This is a genomic window from Shinella zoogloeoides (assembly GCF_030733845.1).
Lineage (GTDB): Bacteria > Pseudomonadota > Alphaproteobacteria > Rhizobiales > Rhizobiaceae > Shinella > Shinella zoogloeoides_C.
The window spans coordinates 1,643,943-1,663,130 of the sequence record NZ_CP132311.1; the positions used below are offsets into that span (position 1 = coordinate 1,643,943).

A 19,188-nucleotide genomic window follows, 5' to 3' on the forward strand; every position below is an offset into this window, starting at 1 on the left:
CGTGGCGGAACCGGTGCGGATCCGCGTCGAAACGAGCTTCGCCGACATTGCGGCGGAGGACTGGGGGCGCCTTGCCGGTGCCTCCAGGGCCGATGCGCAGACACCCTACAATCCCTTCGTCAGCCATGCCTTCCTCTCCTCGCTGGAGGAATCGGGCTGCGCCGTGGCCGAGACCGGCTGGCTCGGCCAGCATCTCCTGCTGGAAGGCGACGACGGCGCGGTGCGCGGCGCCCTGCCCGTCTATCTCAAGAGCCACAGCCAGGGCGAATATGTCTTCGACCATGGCTGGGCCGATGCCTTCGAGCGGGCGGGCGGGCAATATTATCCCAAGCTGCAGGCCTCCATCCCCTTCACCCCCGCGACCGGCCCGCGCCTCCTCCATCGCGCCGATCAGCCCGTCGTCGAGACGCAGGCCGCGCTTGCCGAAGGCCTGAAGGAGCTGACCCGGCGGCATGGCGCGTCCTCGGCGCATGCGACCTTCGTGCCGGAAGCCGAGATGCCGGTCTTTGAGGCGGCGGGTTATCTGCACCGCACCGACCAGCAGTTCCACTTCATCAACGAGGGCTACGGCTCGCACGACGACTTTCTCGCAACGCTCGCCTCCCGCAAGCGCAAGGCCTTGAAGAAGGAGCGCCGGTCCGCGCTGGAGCACGGCATCGAAATCGACTGGCTGACGGGAAAGGACCTCACCGAAACGGTCTGGGACCAGTTCTTTGCCTTCTACATGGACACCGGCAGCCGCAAATGGGGCCGGCCCTATCTCAACCGGCGCTTCTACAGCCTGATCGGCGAGCGCATGGCGGAGGACATCCTGCTCGTCATGGCGAAACGCGACGGTCGCTACATTGCCGGCGCGATCAACTTCATCGGCGGCGACACGCTCTTTGGCCGCCACTGGGGCTGCATAGAGGACCACCCCTTCCTGCATTTCGAGGTCTGCTACCACCAGGCCATCGATTTCGCGATCGCCAAGGGACTGGCGCGCGTGGAGGCCGGCGCGCAGGGCGAGCACAAGCTGGCGCGCGGCTACCTGCCCGTCACCACCCATTCCGCCCACTACATCGCCCATGCGGGCCTGCGCCGCGCCGTGGCCGATTATCTCGAACGCGAGCGCCGCGACGTCGAGATGATGGGCGACTATCTTGCCGACCACAGCCCCTTCCGCCGCAATGCGGACCATGAGACAGACTAAGCATCATTGGGAGACGAGCATGACCGCCTATGACACAAACAACATCTTCGCGAAGATCCTGCGCGGCGAGATCCCCTCGCACCGCGTCTACGAGGACGAGCACACCGTCGCCTTCATGGATGTGATGCCGCAGGCGAACGGCCACACGCTCGTCATACCCAAGGCCCCCTCGCGCAACATCCTCGATGCCGATCCGCAAACCCTCGCCCGCCTGCTGCCGGTCGTGCAGAAGGTGGCGGTCGCGGCCAAGGAAGCCTTCGAGGCCGACGGCGTCACGGTCATCCAGTTCAACGAGCCGGCCGCCGGCCAGACCGTCTACCACCTGCATTTCCACGTCATCCCGCGCATCGAGGGCCTGCCGCTGAAGCCGCATTCCGGCACGATGGAAGACCAGGGCGTGCTGGCGGCAAATGCCGAGAAGCTCAGGAAGGCATTGGCCCAATGAGCGCCTTTACCCGCCGCACGCTCCTGCTCGGGCTCGCGGGCATCGCCCTCGCCGCCGCGCTGCCGGCTTTCCCCGTCTTCGCGGCGGAGCGCCCGGAAGCGATCGTCGAGACGATCTACGCCGCCTACGACAACAACGGCAACGGCCCGCAGGACGTGCCCTACCTCCCGGAGATCGCCGAGCAGCTTTCCGGCGAGAACCATCCCGGCTTCGATTTCTTCATCGACGCACAGGACTTCGACAAGGTCTCCGCCACCGTCTCGCTCGTTTCGGAGAACGACAAAGGTGCCCTCGTGCGTGCCGAGGTGACGAATTTCGGCGAGAAGAAGACGGTCGAGATCGATTTCGTGAAGACCGGCGGGGACTGGAAGATCGCCAATGTGCGCTATCCCGTCGCCAACGGCTTCGACCTGCGCCAGAGCCTCGGCCTTTCGCCGCTCTGATCAGGTTCCCGTCAGCGCCAGTCCCGCGGCCAGGAATGCGATGGCCGCGGCAATGCCGAGGATTTGCCGGAAGCGCCCGCCAAGGAAGAAACACAGCGCGCCGAACACCACTGCGCCCAGCCGCAGCCAGAGCGGCGAGGTTTCGAGCGTGCCCGTCGGGAAGAAGATCATCTTGGCGATCACCGCGGCCACCAGCGCCGTCGCGACCGCCCTCACCCAGTTGAGGATTTCGGACCGCTCGTCGATCCGGTTGCCGGCGAGCACACCCGCCCAGCGCCAGAGATCGGTCGCCAGCCAGCCGGCGATGGCGATGTAGATATAGGGCCAGAGACCGTCGAAACTCATCGGCTGCCCTCCTTGCGGCGCAGCATGCGTTCACCCCACCAGGCCAGCGTGCCGCCCAGGACGCCGGCAAGCAGGATGTCGTATTCCGGCGCGATCACGGCAAAGAGCCAGCCGAGCGCAAGGCCGATTCCGAGCGCCCAGTAGATCACGCGATGGCGCGCGGAAATCCAGATCGAGGTGAGGAAGTAGACCGGCGTCAGGAAGAACAGGCAGCCGGAGACGATCGGCGGGAACTCGGAGACCGCACCGTAGACAAGGCCGACCAGCAGGATGTTGGTCAGGGTCAGCGTCATGCCGAAGCCGGCGAAGAAGGCGACGCGCCCGTTGCGCGGCACGTCCCGCACCCGCTCCATGGCGAAGACCCAGGCGGTGATGGCGACGAAATGGGAGACAAGCAACAGCAGCCAGGTCGGCGTGCGGCCAGTGCGGATTTCCGGCACCAGCGCCGCGACCATCGGCATCATGCGCACGGAAGAGAGCGTCACGGCGATGAAGGCCGTCGCGACATGCGCGCCCGACAGCATCGAGCCGACAAGGATCACCTTGGCCGGCAGCGCCCAGACCATGCCGGTCATGAACATCACCTGGTCGACCGGCACCCCCGCCTCCGCCGTGAAGGCGGCAAAGCCCACGAAGGACAGCATCAGGATGATCGCCGGCAGGCTGAAAAGGCCGCACATGCCTTGAAGAAACCAATGCGTCTGGGAATGGGGGTCTGGCGCGGCGGTCATGAACGTCTCTTGCAGCGAGGAGCCCCCCTCATCCGGCCCTTCGGGCCACCTTCTCCCCGAGGGGAGACGGGAGGAAGGAGATGCGCCCTCTCGTTTTTCTCCTTCTCCCCTCGGGGAGAAGGTGCCGGCAGGCGGATGAGGGGGTATCGACAAGGCAAGGCCGAGCAGTTTCCCGCCCGGCCCCTGTCATCTGCAAAACCGTTATTTCTTGCGCGGCACCTTCGGAACCGTGCCGGACTTGCGCGTCGGCTCGTCCTTCGGCTCCTCGGTCTTGGCTTCCGCCGCCTTCTTCGACGACTTGGCCTTTGCCGGCGCTGCCTCGGCGGCGACGGTTTCCTTGGCCTTGCGCGGCTTTGCCTGCTTGGCGGGGCGTTCGGCGATCTCGGCCTTCGGCTTGATCGGCGCGGTTTCCGGCACGGCGTCGAGGATCAGGCCCTTCGAGCCGTCTTCCTTCGGGCCGACGGAGACGCGCACGACGCCGCCCTTCTTGAGCTTGCCGAAGAGGATTTCGTCGGCGAGCTTCTTCTTGATGTTCTCCTGGATGACCCGCGCCAGAGGACGGGCACCCATCTTCTCGTCGTAGCCCTTCTCCGCCAGCCAGGCGATTGCGTCCTGCTGAAGGTCGAAGGTGACGTTGCGCTCGGCAAGCTGGGTTTCGAGCTGCATGACGAACTTCTGCACGACCTGATGGATGACCGGCGTCGGCAGCGAGCCGAACGGGATAATCGCATCGAGACGGTTGCGGAATTCCGGCGTGAACAGGCGGTTGATCGCCTCCATGTCCTCGCCCTCGCGCTTGGACGAGCCGAAGCCGATGGCGGCCTTGGCCATGTCGGACGCGCCCGCATTGGTCGTCATGATCAGGATGACGTTGCGGAAGTCGATCTTCTTGCCGTTATGGTCGGTCAGCGAGCCGTGGTCCATGACCTGCAACAGGATGTTGTAGAGGTCCGGATGGGCCTTCTCGATTTCGTCGAGCAGCAGCACGCAATGCGGATGCTGGTCGACACCGTCGGTCAGCAGGCCGCCCTGGTCGAAGCCGACATAGCCGGGAGGTGCACCGAGCAGACGCGAGACCGTGTGCCGCTCCATGTATTCCGACATGTCGAAGCGCAGCAGTTCTACGCCGAGGGAGCTCGCAAGCTGCTTGGCGACTTCCGTCTTGCCGACGCCAGTCGGGCCGGAGAACAGGTAGCTGCCGATCGGCTTGTTCGGTTCGCGCAGGCCCGCCCGGGCAAGCTTGATCGCCGATGCCAGGGCTTCGATCGCGAGGTCCTGGCCGTAGACGACCGAGCGCAGTTCCTTCTCAAGGTTGGAAAGCACCTGCTCGTCGTCCTTGGAAACCGTCTTCGGCGGAATGCGGGCCATGGTGGCGACCGTCGCCTCGATCTCCTTCTCGGTGATCAGCTTGCGGCGCTTGCCGGCCGGCAGCAGCATCTGGGCCGCACCGGTCTCGTCGATCACGTCGATCGCCTTGTCCGGCAGCTTGCGGTCGTTGATGTAGCGCGCCGACAGTTCGACGGCCGACTTGATCGCCTCGTTGGAGTACCGCAGCTTGTGGTATTCCTCGAAATAGGGCTTCAGGCCCTTCATGATCTCGATCGTGTCGTCGATGGTCGGCTCGTTCACGTCGATCTTCTGGAAGCGGCGCACGAGTGCCCGGTCCTTCTCGAAGAACTGGCGGTATTCCTTGTAGGTCGTCGAGCCAATGCAGCGGATCGCGCCGGAGGAAAGCGCCGGCTTCAAGAGGTTCGATGCATCCATCGCGCCGCCGGAGGTGGCGCCGGCGCCGATGACCGTGTGGATCTCGTCGATGAACAGCACGGCGCCCGGATAATCTTCCAGCTCCTTGACGACCTGCTTCAGGCGTTCCTCGAAATCGCCGCGATAGCGCGTGCCGGCAAGCAGCGTGCCCATGTCGAGCGAGAAGATCGTGGCATCGGCCAGCGCTTCCGGCACCTTGCCTTCGACGATGCGCTTGGCAAGGCCTTCGGCAATGGCCGTCTTGCCGACGCCCGGATCGCCCACATAGAGCGGATTGTTCTTGGAACGGCGGCAGAGGACCTGGATCGTCCGGTTCACTTCGGCATGACGGCCGATGAGCGGGTCGATCTTGCCGCCCCTCGCCTTCTCGTTGAGATTGACGCAATAGGCGGTCAGGGCGTCCTGCTTCTTGGCCGCCTCTTCCTGTTCGTTGCCGTTGCGGGCCTGCTTCGGTTCGTTCTCGCCGTCCTCGGCGCCGCGCACCTTGCGCTCCTCGGTGGAGCCGGGACGCTTGCCGATGCCGTGCGAGATGAAGTTGACCGCGTCGTAGCGCGTCATCTCCTGCTCCTGCAGGAAATAGGCGGCATGGCTCTCGCGCTCGGCGAAGATCGCCACGAGCACGTTGGCCCCGGTCACTTCCTCGCGGCCGGACGACTGGACATGGATCACCGCACGCTGGATGACGCGCTGGAAGCCGGAGGTCGGCTTGGAATCTTCCTCGTATCCCGTCACCAGGTTGGCAAGGTCGTGATCGACATAGTCGGTGACGGTCTTGCGCAGCACGTCGAGATTGACGTTGCAGGCGCCCATCACGGCGGCCGCATCGCCGTCGTCGATCAGGGCGAGCAGGAGGTGCTCGAGCGTCGCATATTCGTGGTGGCGCTCGTTCGCGTAGGTCAGTGCCTGATGGAGGGCCTTTTCAAGGCTTGCAGAAAATGTTGGCACGTTCGTTCCTCATTTCTTTTCCATGACACATTGCAGCGGGTGCTGGTGCTGGCGGGAGAAATCCATCACCTGTGTCACTTTGGTTTCGGCAACCTCGTAGGTGAACACGCCACACTCGCCTACGCCATGATTGTGCACATGCAGCATGATCCGCGTGGCCGCTTCACGGTCCTTCTGGAAGAAACGTTCCAGAATGTGAATCACGAACTCCATGGGAGTATAATCGTCATTGAGAAGCAGGACGCGATAGAGGCTCGGCTTCTTGGTCTTGGGCTTCGTGCGGGTAATGACGGAGGTGCTGCGACCGGGAGTGTCGCCGCCCTCGTCACCGTCCTGCATCCGGACCCGTCTCACATCCATGCGTGCTCATTCCCTTGATTACAGTCATTTGCCTTGGCGCATTTCGCCGGGGCTGCCTTCTGGAACTGTTATCTAATGTCTCGGCCCACGATTGTAAGACCCTCGCTTCGCACTGCAATCATAATCGCGGGCCATCCGAAGGAAATAGCGAAATTTGCCGCCGCTACGTCAGCCTCGCGCAATCCCCGAAACGCGCAAAGGCCGGCTGCGGTTGCCCGCATCCGGCCTGTAAACGTTATGCGCGCAGGCTGATCGGGAAGGATCAGGCCGCGACGGCAGCCTTGGCGGCAGAGGTGGCCTTGGCGACCGGTGCTTCGTAGGGCTTGTAGGCGCCCTTGGCGAGGTCGGCATACATTTCCGTAAGCTTCGTGGCTTCGGCGACGAAGCCTTCGTAGGAGGACTTCACGAATGCCGTCTGCAGCTCGAGGGCAGCTTCGACGCTCTTGACGCTCGAGAGCTTTTCGAAGTGGGCAAGACCGTTTTCGAAGGACTTCTTCGAGTAGTCGGTCGTCTCGCTGGCGATTGCCTGCCAGCCCTGGGCGGCCGTCGTGTAGCTCTTGACGAGCGTGTCCACGGCTTCCTTGCCCTTCTTGTTTGCTTCATCGAAATTGAACATCGAAGTCTCCTTTGGATCCCGGGGATATGGCAGGAAACTATATGCAACGCACAAAAAAGTCAATGCGAATGCTGCAATGCAATATTTCGCAGGCAAAGCAAGGCCTTGCGAGATAGGTATGATCATTGACGCTGACAAACCGCAATCTGTCGCAAAACAATAATAGAAAGGCCCGGCGCCAAGGGCTGCCGGGCCTTATAGTCCTGCAGGACGCGACAGATCAGAGATCGATGTCGAGGATCGCCATGGAGAAATTGTAGGACAGCTCGCCGTCCTCGTCGTCGCGGAAGATCACGCCCAGGAACTCGTCTGCGAGATAGACTTCCGCCGATTCATCCTTGCGCGGGCGGGCCTTGATGACGATCTCCTTGTTGAGATTGCGCTTGAAGTAGGCCTCGAGCTTCCTGATTTCTTCCGGCTTCACGATATGTCTCCGTAACGGTTGGGTTGGCGCGCTTCTCGCACCTGCTCCGGGGTGTGTAAACCCTCGAATTCCACGAGAAAGCGACTTTTCCCTGTTAAGGGCGGACCGATATCGAGTTCAGGCCGGCATTCGCCGAATGGCGATCCGTCCTAGAGATCGTAGTCGAAGGCGGCCAGCAGCTGGTCCATGGCGCGCGACGGCTCGTTGCAGCCGGCCTCGCCAACGACCCTCGCCGGCACGCCGGCGACCGTCGATTTCGGCGGCACGGGCTTCAGCACCACCGAGCCTGCCGCGATGCGCGAGCAATGGCCGATATGGATGTTGCCGAGGATTTTCGCGCCGGCGCCGATCATCACGCCGTCGCCGATCTTCGGATGGCGGTCGCCGCCCTCCTTGCCGGTGCCGCCGAGCGTGACGTTGTGGAGGATCGACACATTGTCGCCGATGACCGCCGTCTCGCCGACGACCAGGCCCGTCGCATGGTCGAGGAAGAAACCCTTGCCGATATGCGCGGCCGGGTTGATGTCGGTCTGGAAGACACTGGAGGACCGGCTCTGCACGTAGAGCGACAGGTCGCGCCGGCCCTTGCCGTGCAGCCAGTGCGCCAGGCGATGGGTCTGGATGGCGTGAAAACCCTTGAAGTAGAGCACGGCATCGAGGAACCGCAGGCATGCCGGGTCGCGGTCGTAGACGGCCTGGATGTCGACGCGCAGGATGCTCCCCCATTCCGGCCAGTCCTCCAGCATCTCGTCGAAGATCTGGTGCAGCAGGTTTGCCTGCAGGTCCGGATGGTCGAGGCGCTCGCAGACACGATGGATCACGCTTTCCTCCAGCGAGCGGTGGTTCAGCACCGTCGAATAGAGGAAGGCTGCCAGCAGCGGCTCGACCTGCGCGGCAACGCGCGCTTCCTCGCGCAGGCTGTCCCAGATCGGATCCATGGCCTTGAGCTTGTCGTCGGCCCGCAGTTCGTTCGTCGCGACCATCGCCGCACTCCTTGGTATCGTACTCGTCAGAATATAGAGCAAAGCCCGGCCGAACGAAATGGCTGGGCGACTATTGTCGTAAACGCCGCATCAGCGGCCGCCGATCTGCGCATAGAATTCCAGCACGGCGCGCTTGAACACCTTGTCGCCGACCGCCAGCATATGGTCGCGGCCGGGAATGTCGAGGGCGCGGGCGTCGGGCATGAGGTCGGCGAGCGGCTGCGGCGCGCCGGCGATATCGTCCTTCGTGCCGACGCCGATCAGCGCGGGCACGTCGATGCGCGCCATGTCCGCTTCGGTCAGGAGATCGCGCGAGGTCATGATGCAGGCGGCAAGCGCCTGCCGGTCGGATTTCGTCTGGTCGGCGAAGGCGCGGAACATGCGGCCGCGCTCGTGGCTCACCACGTCCAGCGAAGGCGCCAGCAGCGCGTCGGCGATCGGATCCCAGTCGCCGACACCCTCGACCATGCCGATGCCGAGGCCGCCGAAGACGACCGAGCGCACACGGTGCGGATGGGCGAGCGCCATGAAGGCCGTGATGCGCGCGCCCATGGAATAGCCGAAGACATGCGCCTCGGGAATGGCGAGGTGATCGAGCAGCGCCGCCGCGTCGCCCGCCATCAGCGGCGGAGTGTAGAGCGCCGGATCGTGCGGCTTGGCGCTGGCGCCATGGCCTCGGTTGTCCAGCGCGATGACCCGGTAGCCGGCGTCGCCCAGCGTCTTCAGCCAACCGGGAAACACCCAGTTGACACTGGCGCTGGAGGCAAAGCCGTGGATCAGCAGCACCGGATCCCCGGACGGCTCGCCCTCGTCGAAGAAGGCAAGCTCCAGGCCGTCATGGGTAAAGCGGGAAAAGGGTGGGTTGTCGAGGTTCATCGCGGGCGTCTTTCGTTTTCCTGCCTTGCACATAATGCCGTTCGGCCATCGAGAAAACCTGAGGCGGCCGAAATCTCGCAAGGCGCGACGGTTTTGCATCTACACATTTCAGGCGAACGCGACTATGGTCCGCGCCAGAAAAGACGGTATTGCGACGGAGCATGACATGGCTGGGCACAGCATTCCCCATTTCCAGAACGACGGCGGCCATCGCACGATCGAGATCGGCGTGAAGGAATTCATGTGCGTCGGCGCGTCCGTGCCCTACGACCATCCGCACGTCTTCCTCGACATGGGCGACGACAACGAGAAGGTCTGCCCCTACTGCTCGACCCTCTTTCGCTTCAACCCGGCCCTGAAGGCCACCCAGACCGATCCGGTCGGCTGCACCTTCACCAACCAGGTCGCGGCGTAACGGCCGAAAGGCCGGTATCCTCATGTCGTCCGTAAGATCCACGACCATCGTCGGCGCCGGCATTGCCGGCCTGACGGCGGCGCTGGCGCTCGCCCGCAAGGGCATCGCCTCGCACATCCTGGAACAGGCGCCCGCCCTCGAAGAGGTCGGCGCTGGCCTGCAGCTTTCCCCAAACGCCTCGCGCATCCTCGCCGAACTCGGCCTTCTCGATGCGCTCAGCGCCCGGTGGACGGAGCCGGACCATATTCTCCTGGCTTCGGGACTATCGCTGGCGCCCCTCGCCTCCGTTCCCGCCGGCCAGGCCGCCCGCAGTCGGTGGGGTGCTCCCTACGGCGTGCTGCACCGCGCCTCGCTGCAAGCCGTGCTTCTCGATGCCGTTCGCGCAGAACCGCTGTGCACACTCACGATGGGCGAGCGAATCGAAAGCGCCGACGCGGCCCGTGCTGCCGCTCCTGCGGACGTCCTGATCGCCGCCGATGGTGTCTGGTCGCGGCTCAGGCAGGCGGTGCCCGGCGCCCTGCCCGCGCGCTACTCCGGCAATGTCGCCTGGCGTTTCCTCGTGCCCTATGCCGCCGCGCCGCGCTTCCTCGATCCGCGTGCCGTCACCGCCTTTCTGGGACCGCGCGCCCATCTCGTCGCCTATCCGCTCGCGGAAACGCAGGCCTTCAACATCGTCGCGATCCATGCCCAGCCGAAGGCGCCGCCCGAGGGCTGGCTGCGCAAGGGCGACATCGCGGCCCGCGAAAGCCTGGTCGCCGCCTTTGCCGGGTGGAACACGGAAATCCGCCGCCTCCTCTCGGAGGCGCGCGAACCGCTGATCTGGCCGCTTTTCGGCTGCCCGGATGGCGCATGGACGGATGGAAAGACCGTGCTGATCGGCGACGCCGCCCACGCCATGACGCCCTTCGCCGCACAGGGTGCGGCGATGGCCATCGAGGACGCAGCGCTGCTCGCAAGAGTACTTGGACAGGCATCTGATACCGGAGAGGCCCTGCGGGACTTCGAGAAGACGCGCCGTGCGCGCGTCGCCCGCGTGCGCAGCCGAGGCGCGTTCAACCGCTTCGCCTATCACGCCCGCGGCCCGGTCGCGCTCGCCCGCAATCTCGTGCTGTCCATGCGAAAGCCGGAGAGCCTTGCCGCCGATTTCGACTGGCTCTACGGCTACCGCACGCCGGATTGAGGATGCCTTCCGTCATCCCTCTGCCGGGACCTTCTCCCCGCGAGCGGCAGGGCAATCGCATATGAAGTGAACTATTGCGGCTTGTCCCCTTCTCCCCGGCGGGGAGAAGGTGCCGGCAGGCGGATGAGGGGGATGCCGAAGGCAAAAGGACAACGTTTCCCGCCGCATCACCCCCTTGCATGTTCATTTTGCATTGATTGCTTGATGATCGATGCGCACTCCGGCGGATGGCCATCCGCCGGAGTGCGGACGGTCGGGACCGCGACCCCCTTGGCTTGAACCGGGGATGAGCTTGGTCCGGCCGTCCTTCGCGTTTGTCCTGAACAGATGATGGGGAGCAAGTCCCGCATGCAAGGCAAGGTATCGTCAAAACCAAACGCGGCACCAGTTTATGTCGGTGTCGATGTCTGTAAAGAGTGGCTCGACATTCATTTGCATCCGCTGGGCCGCGACCTCAGGCTCGCCAATGGCAAGGCCGGGCTGCAAGCGCTGAAGCGGCTACTGCGCGGGCTGCAGCCGGCCTCTATCGTGATGGAGGCGACGGGCAAGTTTCACCGACTGGCCCATCGCAGTCTGCATGAGAGCGGCTTTCCGGTCGCTATCGTCGATCCGTATCGCGCCCGCATGTTCGCCAGAGCCTGCGGCCACTTGGCCAAGACCGATCGGCTGGATGCCCGCTTTCTCGCCATTCTCTCGCAAATGCAGCAGCCAGCGCCCACCGCGCCTCCCGACAAGCTTCTGGAAACACTTGGCGAACTGATCAATGCGCGCTGCGCGGCCGCAGCCGATCTGGCGGCGCACAAGAACCGCCTGAAAGCGACGGATAGTGCTTTCCTGCGCCAGCAGCTCGGCAAGCTGGTCATAGCCTTGCAGCGGCATATCGAAAGCTTGGACAAGGAGATCGCCCAGCGCATCGCCGAGGATCCCGAGCTTTGCCGCAGGGTGGAAATCCTGACCTCCGTTCCCGGCGTCGGCGCCGTCACGGCTCATTGCCTGGTCATCGGCCTGAGCGAGTTGGGGCACTGCAATGCCAAGCAGGCGGCCATGCTGGCCGGCTTGGCGCCGATCGCCAACGACAGTGGCGCGCGCCAGGGGCAGCGCTCGATCAGTGGCGGCCGCAAGACGCCGCGCAACGCCCTCTACATGGCGGCGCTGTCGGCCTGCCGCTACAATCCGGATATGAAAACCTTCGCCACACGGCTGAAGGACAACGGAAAGCAGGCCAAGGTCGTTCTCACCGCCGTCATGCGAAAACTCGTCGTCCTCGCCAACACGCTTCTTACCCAAAATCGATGCTGGACGCCAAATCCACCTTGACCTTCAACACAGATGCTCATCCGACCCTTCGGGCCACCTTCTCCCCGCCGGGGAGAAGGGAAAACCGCAAAGCCCTGTCATAGGCGATAGCCCTGCCGCGAGCGGGGAACAGTTACCTTCTTCTTCCTTCTCCCCGTTTGCGGGGAGAAGGTGGCCGGCAGGCCGGATGAGGGGCAACGGCGCCCCTTAAACCGCCCGCGCCGCGGCAAGGCCGCGTTCGATGTCGGCCTTGATGTCCTTGACATCCTCGAGCCCGATCTGGAGGCGCAGCACCGGCCCCTCTTCCGGTCCCTTCGCGACGCGGCGGTCGGAGAGGTTCACATGCACCGCGAGGCACTCGAAACCGCCCCAGGAATAGCCGAGGCCGAAAATGCCGAGCGCATCGAGGAAAGCATGCGCCTTCGCCTTGTGGCGCTCCGGCGAGCCGCCGTCGAGCACGATGGAGAAGATGCCGCTCGCGCCCTTGAAGTCGCGCTTCCAAAGCTCATGCCCCGGAAAGCTCGGCAGCGCCGGATGCAGCACGCGGGATACGTCGTCGACACCCTCCAGCCAGCGCGCCAGCGCCAGCGCGCTCTCCTGGTGACGCTCCAGGCGCACGCCCATGGTACGAAGGCCGCGCAGCACCTGATAGGCGTCATCGGGCGAAGCGCAGGTGCCGAGCGTGATCTGCGTGTCGTGCAGCTGCTCCCAATGGGTCGCATTGGCCGACACGGTTCCGAACAGCACGTCCGAATGGCCGGCCGGGTATTTCGTCGCCGCATGGATGGAGATATCGACGCCGAAATCGAGCGGGCGGAAATAGAGCGGTGTCGCCCAGGTATTGTCCATGGACACGACCGCGCCGTGCTTGTGCGCGGCGGCGGCGATGGCCGGGATGTCCTGCATCTCGAACGTATTGGAACCCGGTGCCTCCGTGTGCACGAGCTTCGTGTTCGGCCGGATCAGCGCCTCGATGCCCGCGCCGATCGTCGGATCGTAGTATTCGACCGTCACGCCGAGGCGCTTCAGCATCGTGTCGCAGAAATGGCGTGTCGGGTGATAGACCGAATCCACGATGAGCGCATGGTCGCCGGCCGAAAGGAAAGCGAGGAACGGCACGGTGACGGCGGCAAGCCCCGAGGGCACGAGGATAGTGCCGGCCGAGCCCTCCAGCTCGTCGATCGCCGCGCAAAGCGCGTCGGTCGTGGGCGTTCCGCGCGTGCCGTAGGTGTATTTCTGCGCGCGGTTCTCCATCGTCGCCGCATTCGGGAAGAGCACCGTCGAGGCGTGCACGACCGGCGGATTGACGAAACCGTGATAGTCCGCCGGGTCGTTTCCGGCATGGGCCAGGCGGGTGTTCACGCCGGCGCCGGCGAGGATTTCGTCTCTGTTTTTCATGGGGTTCAATCCGGAGAATGCGAGGAGTTTGGAAGGGCCGACTTTTCGCCAGCGGGCCGTCGAGGTCAACCCCATATGACAGGATGAAACGGCGCCCAAAGCGCTTCCGGTGCGCGCGACGCGGATTTTCTGAGCGATTTATTGCACAAATCCCCGATCATTCGCCCAAATTTCGAACAAATGCCGACAAATTTAGGTTACCGACCGGAAAATGGCGCCCCTCCCTTGACCCTGCGGAAATTTGAGAATGAGATAAGCAACCTCGCGCCGGGAGGGTGGCGAGTTCCATGGGCGCGCCCGAAAGGGTGCGGGGCCTGCGGACAAAACAAAGACAACAGAAAAAGGTTGTGAAAAAATGGCAAAAAAAATCGTGACGGCGCTCGTCGGTGCCGCCGTACTGGGGCTTGGCGCAACGGCAGCACAGGCGGACACGCTCTCTGACGTGAAGGCCAAGGGCTTCGTGCAGTGCGGCGTGAACGGCTCGAACCTCGCCGGTTTCGGCGCGCAGGATTCGACGGGCAACTGGGCCGGTCTCGACGTCGATCTCTGCAAGGCCGTGGCGGCAGCCGTCTTCGGCGACGCCACCAAGGTGAAGTACACGCCGCTCTCGGCCAAGGATCGTTTCCCGGCCCTGCAGTCCGGCGAAATCGATATTCTTGCCCGCAACACCACCTGGAGCGTCAGCCGCGATTCGCAGCTCGGCTTCGATTTCCGCGCCGTGAACTACTATGACGGCCAGGGTTTCATGGTGAAGAAGGAACTCGGCGTGAAGTCCGCGCTGGAGCTCAGCGGCGCTTCGGTCTGCGTCCAGTCCGGCACGACGACCGAACTCAACCTCGCCGACTACTTCCGCTCGAACAACATGGACTTCAAGCCGGTCGTCTTCGAAGCGCAGGATGAAGCGGACGCCGCCTACAATGCCGGCCGTTGCGATGCCTACACGACCGACGCCTCGGGCCTCTACTCGATCCGCCTGAAGATGGCCAACCCGGACGACCACATGGTTCTGCCGGAAATCATCTCCAAGGAGCCGCTCGGCCCGGCCGTTCGCCAGAACGATTCCAAGTGGTTCGACATCGTGACCTGGTCGCACTACGCGATGGTGGCCGCCGAGGAATTCGGCATCACCACGGCGAATGTCGAGGAAATGAAGAAGTCCGCCAACCCGGACATCAAGCGCTTCCTCGGCGAAGAAGCTGACTCGACCATCGGCGCCGATCTCGGCCTGCCGAAGGACTGGGCCGTGCAGATCATCAAGGCGGTCGGCAACTATGGCGAATCCTTCGAGCGCAATGTCGGCGAAGGCTCGCCGCTCAAGATCGCTCGCGGCCTGAACGGCCTGTGGACGAAGGGCGGCCTGCAGTACGCACCGCCGGTCCGCTAAGCGGTCGCTTGACGCCATTGCGGGAGGGCAAGTCGTTGCCCTCCCCTTTAAACCAACGTCCGGAAAACAGGACGAGAACAACGTCAGGGGAAATGCATGGCACTTGCGGATGCCCGAACAGGGTCCGGCGAACCGCCGAAGGTATCGCTACTCTACAATCCAGCGCTGAGAAGCGTCGTTTATCAGGTCGTGACGATCGTCGTGATCGTCGGCGCCGTGTGGTATGCGTGGAACAACGTCGTCCAGAACCTCGCCCGCGCCAACATGTCGGCCGGCTTCGGTTTCCTGAATAGCCGCGCCGGTTTCGACCTCGCGCAGACGCTGATCGCCTATTCCAGCGACTCGACCTATTTCCGGGCGCTGCAGGTCGGCCTCATCAACACGCTGGTCGTTGCAGCCGCCGGTATCGTCACCGCGACGATCGTCGGCCTTCTGGTCGGCGTCGGGCGCCTGTCGCATAACTGGCTGATCGCGCGGCTGTGCACGGTCTATGTGGAAATCTTCCGCAATATCCCGCCGCTGCTGGTCATCTTCTTCTGGTATCTCGGCGTCCTTGCCCTGCTGCCGTCGATCCGCACCATCTTCCAGCACCTGAAGGACGATCCCGACGCAATCTTTTTCATCTCCAACCGCGGCATCTACATGCCCGCGCCAGTGTTCGGCGAAGGCTTCGGCACGGTGCTGGCTGCCTTCGCGATCGGCATCGTCGCCGCGATCGCCTTCACGATCTGGGGCAATGCCCGTCAGCGCGCCACCGGCAAGCGGCCGCCCGTGCTCTGGGGCAATCTCGGCCTGATCGTGCTGTTCCCGCTCATCGTCTTCGTCCTGATGGGCAGCCCGCTCACCTTCGACTATGCGGTCCCGGGCTCCTTCAACATGAAGGGCGGCATGGTGATCGGGCCGGAATTCCTCGCGCTCTACCTCGCGCTGTCGCTCTACACGGCCTCGTTCATCGCCGAGATCGTGCGCGCCGGCATCCGCGGCGTCTCCAAGGGCCAGTCGGAAGCCGCCTTCGCCCTTGGCCTGCGGCCGGGCCACACCACCCGCCTCGTCGTGCTGCCGCAGGCGCTGCGCATCATCATTCCGCCGCTCACCTCGCAATATCTCAACCTCATCAAGAACTCCTCGCTCGCGGTGGCCGTCGGTTATGCCGATCTCGTCGCGGTCGGCGGCACGATTCTCAACCAGTCCGGCAAGTCGATCGAGATCATCTCGATCTGGATGCTGATCTATGTCTCGATCAGCCTCATCACCTCATTGCTCATGAACTGGTTCAACGCCAAGATGGCCCTGGTGGAGCGCTGAGATGACCGAGAGCACTACTTACGTTCGCGATCGGTTCCTCGAAGCCGAAAAGCCGCCGGCCTCCGAGAAGTCGGCCATCGCCTGGATCCGCAACAATCTCTTCGCCTCGTGGAAGGACAGCATCCTGTCCATCCTCGCCATCACGGCGATCCTCTACTATGTGCCGAAAGCCCTCAACTGGCTGTTCGTCTCGGCCGTGTGGACGGGTGAGAATCGCACCGCCTGCCTGACCGTCGATCAGGGCGGCGCGCTTCCGTCCGGCTGGAACGGCGCCTGCTGGGCCTATGTGAACGACCGCTTCGTGCAGTTCATGTTCGGCTCCTATCCGCGTGACGAGCTGTGGCGGCCGCTGCTGGTCGTCGCCATGTTCGTGGCGCTGCTCGTCCCCTTCCTGATGCCGAAGGTGCCGCGCAAGGGCCTCAACGCCCTATTGCTGCTGGCCGTCTTCCCCGTCGTTTCCTTCTTCCTGCTGCTGGGCGGCACGTTCGGCCTCAGGCATGTGGAGACGTCGCTCTGGGGCGGCCTGATGGTGACGCTCATCCTCTCCTTCGTCGGCATCGTCGTCTCGCTGCCGGCCGGCATCCTCCTGGCGCTCGGGCGGCGCTCGCAGATGCCGATCATGAAGACGGCCTGCATCGTCTTCATTGAGCTGATTCGCGGCGTGCCGCTGATCACCGTGCTTTTCATGGCGAGCGTGCTGCTGCCGCTCTTCCTGGAACCGGGCAACAACATCGACAAGTTCCTGCGCGCGCTCATCGGCGTGTCGATCTTCGCATCGGCCTATATGGCGGAGGTTATTCGCGGCGGTCTTCAAGCCATTCCGAAAGGACAATATGAAGCGGCCGATGCACTTGGTCTAAACTACTTCCACAAAATGACCTTCGTCGTGCTCCCGCAGGCCATCAAGCTCGTGATTCCCGGCATCGTGAACACCTTCATCGGGATGTTCAAGGATACCTCGCTGGTCACGATCATCTCGATGTACGACCTGCTCGGCATCGTGAAGGCGAGTTTTGGGGATTCGGGCTGGATCACGCCTGTCACGCCGTTGACCGGCCTGATCTTCGCCGGCTTCGTGTTCTGGATTTTCTGCTTCGGCATGTCGCGCTATTCGGCCTTCGTGGAACGCCGGCTCGACACGAGCCACAAAAGATAACTGAGAGGAAACAACAATGGCCAACCAAGCCCAGGCACAACAGATGGCAGTCTCCGCGACGGACGTCGCCGTCGAGATCGCCAACATGAACAAGTGGTACGGCGAGTTCCACGTTCTGCGCGACATCAATCTCAAGGTGATGAAGGGCGAGCGCATCGTCATTGCCGGCCCTTCGGGCTCCGGCAAGTCGACGATGATCCGCTGCATCAACCGCCTCGAAGAGCACCAGAAGGGATCGATCGTCGTCGACGGCATCGAGCTGACCAACGACCTCAAGAAGATTGACGAAGTGCGCCGCGAAGTCGGCATGGTGTTCCAGCACTTCAACCTCTTCCCTCACCTGACGATCCTGGAGAACTGCACGCTCGCCCCGATCTGGGTGCGCAAGATGCCGAAGAAGGACGCCGAGGAAGTGGCGATGCACTACCTCAAGCGCGTCAAGATCCCCGAGCAGGCCCACAAATATCCCGGCCAGCTCTCCGGCGGCCAGCAGCAGCGCGTGGCGATCGCCCGTTCGCTCTGCATGAAGCCGAAGATCATGCTGTTCGACGAACCGACCTCGGCGCTCGACCCGGAAATGGTCAAGGAAGTGCTCGACACCATGGTCTCGCTCGCCGAGGAAGGCATGACCATGCTGTGCGTCACGCACGAAATGGGCTTTGCCCGCCAGGTCGCCAACCGCGTCATCTTCATGGACCAGGGCCAGATCGTCGAACAGAACTCGCCGGCCGAGTTCTTCGACAATCCCCAGCACGAGCGCACCCGGCTCTTCCTCAGCCAGATCCTGCACTAGGCGGATCGGCAGTCGGAATAAGGAAAGGCGGGCTTACGGGCCCGCCTTTTTCATTTCGCCCGCAACTCTGCCCGCAGCTTCAGCGGGCTTGCGCCGAAATGGTTGCGAAAAGCGCGGGAGAAGGCCGACAGGCTGTCGAAGCCGCTGCGCAGCGCCACGTCCTGAATGGAGAGCGACGTATCGCGCACCATCCGTTGCGCGGCCGTCAGCCGCAGCCGCAGGTAATACCTGCCTGGCCCGATGCCGAGGCCCGCCGTGAACAGGGTTTCCAGCTTGCGCGTGGAGAATCCGAGACGCCGCGCAAGGGCCGCGATGGTCAGCGGCCGGTCGATCGTGCGTTCCATAAGGCGGATGGCGGCGGCAAGGTCCGGCTGGTGCTCGCCGAGCCGCCCCAGCGAGACGAGCGGCTGTGCATCGGTCGCCGCGTGGACTTCGTCATAGACGAAGACGCTCGCCACATCGAGCGCGACGGCCGAGCCGAATTGCTCGCGCACCAGATGCAGCATCATGTCGAAGGTCGGCGAGGCGCCGCCGGAGGTCCACAGCGGCCCGTCGGTGACGAAACGGTCGGCCCGCACATTGAGGGCGGGAAACGCGGCGGCAAAATCCTCCAGTTCCTCCCAGTGCGCCGTCGCGTCCCGCCCGTCCAGAAGGCCGGAGCGGGCAAGCAGCCAGCAGCCCGATTCGATGCCGGCGACGACGCCGAACCGGCGCGACACCTTCTTGAGCCGGGCGACGAAGGAACGGTCGGCATGGCGGTCCTGGTTGAAGCCGGCGATGAGGAGCAGCGCGTCGCCGCTCGTCACGTCGGCAAAGGCCCCGTCCACGCGGATCTCCACGCCACAGGTCAGCGTGACGGGCTTGCCCTGCGGCGACAGGATCTGCCAGCGGAAAACCGGCTCCGGCACGACGCGGTTGGCCGCGCGCATGGGATCGAGCGCCGAGGCGAGCGACATGATCGACGACTCGGGCAGAAGGACGATCGTGACGTCGAGCGGCCCCTGCCGCGGCGGTTTCTTGCTCATGTGGAAATTGTCAAAAAAGATGCGCTTTCTGTCAATCGGTAAAAACCCGTTCGGGCATGATCGGCCTCACAGGAGATCTGGAGATGCAGCCGGATCATGGTGAGAACCCCTG

20 protein-coding genes are annotated in these 19,188 nt (G+C 63.8%); 10 read left to right on the plus strand and 10 right to left on the minus strand.

What is annotated here, in order from left to right; genetic code table 11:
* Window position 1 precedes the first annotated feature (1 nt).
* The 3 genes from Q9316_RS09255 to Q9316_RS09265 are packed head-to-tail and all read left to right on the plus strand — an operon-like array spanning window position 2 to window position 2,080.
* Complete coding sequence (locus tag Q9316_RS09255) at window positions 2–1,192, plus strand: GNAT family N-acetyltransferase (protein ID WP_306034884.1); 1,191 nt, start codon at window positions 2–4, stop codon at window positions 1,190–1,192.
* 19 nt (window positions 1,193–1,211) lie between these two features.
* A complete protein-coding gene (locus tag Q9316_RS09260) occupies window positions 1,212–1,637 on the plus strand; it encodes an HIT family protein (protein WP_306034885.1) in 426 nt (141 codons plus the stop codon).
* Complete coding sequence (locus Q9316_RS09265; RefSeq protein ID WP_306034886.1) at window positions 1,634–2,080, plus strand: DUF3828 domain-containing protein; 447 nt, start codon at window positions 1,634–1,636, stop codon at window positions 2,078–2,080. The genes Q9316_RS09260 and Q9316_RS09265 overlap by 4 nt, the downstream gene beginning before the upstream one ends.
* Here Q9316_RS09265 and Q9316_RS09270 read toward each other — a convergent pair whose 3' ends face one another.
* From Q9316_RS09270 to Q9316_RS09305, 8 genes are all read right to left on the minus strand, one after another.
* Window positions 2,081–2,425, minus strand: a complete 345-nt coding sequence (locus Q9316_RS09270; RefSeq protein ID WP_306034887.1) for an AzlD domain-containing protein — start codon at window positions 2,423–2,425, stop codon at window positions 2,081–2,083.
* Window positions 2,422–3,156, minus strand: a complete 735-nt coding sequence (locus Q9316_RS09275; RefSeq protein WP_306034888.1) for an AzlC family ABC transporter permease — start codon at window positions 3,154–3,156, stop codon at window positions 2,422–2,424. The genes Q9316_RS09270 and Q9316_RS09275 overlap by 4 nt, the downstream gene beginning before the upstream one ends.
* Before the next feature lie 201 nt (window positions 3,157–3,357).
* Window positions 3,358–5,865, minus strand: coding sequence for an ATP-dependent Clp protease ATP-binding subunit ClpA (clpA, locus tag Q9316_RS09280; RefSeq protein WP_306034889.1), 2,508 nt, complete (start codon window positions 5,863–5,865; stop codon window positions 3,358–3,360).
* A gap of 9 nt (window positions 5,866–5,874) precedes the next feature.
* Window positions 5,875–6,225 (minus strand): ATP-dependent Clp protease adapter ClpS, encoded by a 351-nt coding sequence (gene clpS / locus Q9316_RS09285; RefSeq protein ID WP_306034890.1) that lies wholly within the window; start codon window positions 6,223–6,225, stop codon window positions 5,875–5,877.
* Between the two features lie 262 nt (window positions 6,226–6,487).
* A complete protein-coding gene (locus Q9316_RS09290; protein ID WP_306034891.1) occupies window positions 6,488–6,841 on the minus strand; it encodes a phasin family protein in 354 nt (117 codons plus the stop codon).
* Window positions 6,842–7,061: 220 nt separating this feature from the next.
* Window positions 7,062–7,265 carry a DUF3126 family protein gene (locus Q9316_RS09295; protein ID WP_184141832.1) on the minus strand — a complete coding sequence of 68 codons (204 nt, stop codon included), beginning with the start codon at window positions 7,263–7,265 and terminating at the stop codon, window positions 7,062–7,064.
* A gap of 149 nt (window positions 7,266–7,414) precedes the next feature.
* Window positions 7,415–8,248 carry a serine O-acetyltransferase gene (gene cysE, locus Q9316_RS09300; RefSeq protein ID WP_306034892.1) on the minus strand — a complete coding sequence of 278 codons (834 nt, stop codon included), beginning with the start codon at window positions 8,246–8,248 and terminating at the stop codon, window positions 7,415–7,417.
* 90 nt (window positions 8,249–8,338) lie between these two features.
* Complete coding sequence (locus Q9316_RS09305) at window positions 8,339–9,124, minus strand: alpha/beta fold hydrolase (RefSeq protein ID WP_306034893.1); 786 nt, start codon at window positions 9,122–9,124, stop codon at window positions 8,339–8,341.
* A gap of 166 nt (window positions 9,125–9,290) precedes the next feature.
* On the opposite strand from Q9316_RS09305, the gene Q9316_RS09310 reads away from it, so the two are divergent.
* From Q9316_RS09310 to Q9316_RS09320, 3 genes are all read left to right on the plus strand, one after another.
* Window positions 9,291–9,539 (plus strand): zinc-finger domain-containing protein, encoded by a 249-nt coding sequence (locus tag Q9316_RS09310; protein ID WP_306034894.1) that lies wholly within the window; start codon window positions 9,291–9,293, stop codon window positions 9,537–9,539.
* 22 nt (window positions 9,540–9,561) lie between these two features.
* Entirely contained in the window at window positions 9,562–10,719 is a 1,158-nt protein-coding gene (locus Q9316_RS09315; RefSeq protein ID WP_306034895.1) for an FAD-dependent monooxygenase, read from the plus strand.
* Window positions 10,720–11,067: 348 nt separating this feature from the next.
* Window positions 11,068–12,036, plus strand: a complete 969-nt coding sequence (locus Q9316_RS09320) for an IS110 family transposase (protein ID WP_306034026.1) — start codon at window positions 11,068–11,070, stop codon at window positions 12,034–12,036.
* A 186-nt stretch (window positions 12,037–12,222) separates the two neighbouring features.
* Here the strand turns inward: Q9316_RS09320 and Q9316_RS09325 are convergent, their stop codons facing one another.
* Complete coding sequence (locus Q9316_RS09325) at window positions 12,223–13,413, minus strand: cystathionine beta-lyase (protein ID WP_306034896.1); 1,191 nt, start codon at window positions 13,411–13,413, stop codon at window positions 12,223–12,225.
* A 355-nt stretch (window positions 13,414–13,768) separates the two neighbouring features.
* Here Q9316_RS09325 and Q9316_RS09330 point away from each other — a divergent pair, with 355 nt between their 5' ends.
* The 4 genes from Q9316_RS09330 (at window position 13,769) to Q9316_RS09345 (ending at window position 18,051) form a co-directional block, all read left to right on the plus strand.
* Complete coding sequence (locus Q9316_RS09330; RefSeq protein WP_306034897.1) at window positions 13,769–14,797, plus strand: amino acid ABC transporter substrate-binding protein; 1,029 nt, start codon at window positions 13,769–13,771, stop codon at window positions 14,795–14,797.
* A gap of 96 nt (window positions 14,798–14,893) precedes the next feature.
* The gene (locus Q9316_RS09335; RefSeq protein ID WP_306034898.1) at window positions 14,894–16,102 is read left to right on the plus strand and encodes an amino acid ABC transporter permease; all 1,209 of its coding nucleotides are present in this window, start codon (window positions 14,894–14,896) and stop codon (window positions 16,100–16,102) included.
* Between the two features lies 1 nt (window position 16,103).
* Complete coding sequence (locus tag Q9316_RS09340; protein ID WP_306034899.1) at window positions 16,104–17,258, plus strand: amino acid ABC transporter permease; 1,155 nt, start codon at window positions 16,104–16,106, stop codon at window positions 17,256–17,258.
* Window positions 17,259–17,274: 16 nt separating this feature from the next.
* Entirely contained in the window at window positions 17,275–18,051 is a 777-nt protein-coding gene (locus Q9316_RS09345) for an amino acid ABC transporter ATP-binding protein (protein WP_306034900.1), read from the plus strand.
* Window positions 18,052–18,101: 50 nt separating this feature from the next.
* On the opposite strand, the gene Q9316_RS09350 is transcribed toward Q9316_RS09345, so the two are convergent.
* A complete protein-coding gene (locus Q9316_RS09350; protein WP_306034901.1) occupies window positions 18,102–19,076 on the minus strand; it encodes a GlxA family transcriptional regulator in 975 nt (324 codons plus the stop codon).
* Window positions 19,077–19,188: the final 112 nt, after the last annotated feature.

Bases quoted from the DNA above. Each gene is read 5' to 3' on its own strand.
- Q9316_RS09260 (WP_306034885.1), top strand. From the start codon at position 1,212: ATGACCGCCTATGACACAAACAACATCTTCGCGAAGATCCTGCGCGGC.
- Q9316_RS09265 (WP_306034886.1), top strand. From the start codon at position 1,634: ATGAGCGCCTTTACCCGCCGCACGCTCCTGCTCGGGCTCGCGGGCATC.
- Q9316_RS09270 (WP_306034887.1), bottom strand. From the start codon at position 2,425: ATGAGTTTCGACGGTCTCTGGCCCTATATCTACATCGCCATCGCCGGC.
- Q9316_RS09275 (WP_306034888.1), bottom strand. From the start codon at position 3,156: ATGACCGCCGCGCCAGACCCCCATTCCCAGACGCATTGGTTTCTTCAA.
- clpS (WP_306034890.1), bottom strand. From the start codon at position 6,225: ATGGATGTGAGACGGGTCCGGATGCAGGACGGTGACGAGGGCGGCGAC.
- Q9316_RS09290 (WP_306034891.1), bottom strand. From the start codon at position 6,841: ATGTTCAATTTCGATGAAGCAAACAAGAAGGGCAAGGAAGCCGTGGAC.
- cysE (WP_306034892.1), bottom strand. From the start codon at position 8,248: ATGGTCGCGACGAACGAACTGCGGGCCGACGACAAGCTCAAGGCCATG.
- Q9316_RS09305 (WP_306034893.1), bottom strand. From the start codon at position 9,124: ATGAACCTCGACAACCCACCCTTTTCCCGCTTTACCCATGACGGCCTG.
- Q9316_RS09310 (WP_306034894.1), top strand. From the start codon at position 9,291: ATGGCTGGGCACAGCATTCCCCATTTCCAGAACGACGGCGGCCATCGC.
- Q9316_RS09315 (WP_306034895.1), top strand. From the start codon at position 9,562: ATGTCGTCCGTAAGATCCACGACCATCGTCGGCGCCGGCATTGCCGGC.
- Q9316_RS09320 (WP_306034026.1), top strand. From the start codon at position 11,068: ATGCAAGGCAAGGTATCGTCAAAACCAAACGCGGCACCAGTTTATGTC.
- Q9316_RS09325 (WP_306034896.1), bottom strand. From the start codon at position 13,413: ATGAAAAACAGAGACGAAATCCTCGCCGGCGCCGGCGTGAACACCCGC.
- Q9316_RS09330 (WP_306034897.1), top strand. From the start codon at position 13,769: ATGGCAAAAAAAATCGTGACGGCGCTCGTCGGTGCCGCCGTACTGGGG.
- Q9316_RS09335 (WP_306034898.1), top strand. From the start codon at position 14,894: ATGGCACTTGCGGATGCCCGAACAGGGTCCGGCGAACCGCCGAAGGTA.
- Q9316_RS09340 (WP_306034899.1), top strand. From the start codon at position 16,104: ATGACCGAGAGCACTACTTACGTTCGCGATCGGTTCCTCGAAGCCGAA.
- Q9316_RS09345 (WP_306034900.1), top strand. From the start codon at position 17,275: ATGGCCAACCAAGCCCAGGCACAACAGATGGCAGTCTCCGCGACGGAC.
- Q9316_RS09350 (WP_306034901.1), bottom strand. From the start codon at position 19,076: ATGAGCAAGAAACCGCCGCGGCAGGGGCCGCTCGACGTCACGATCGTC.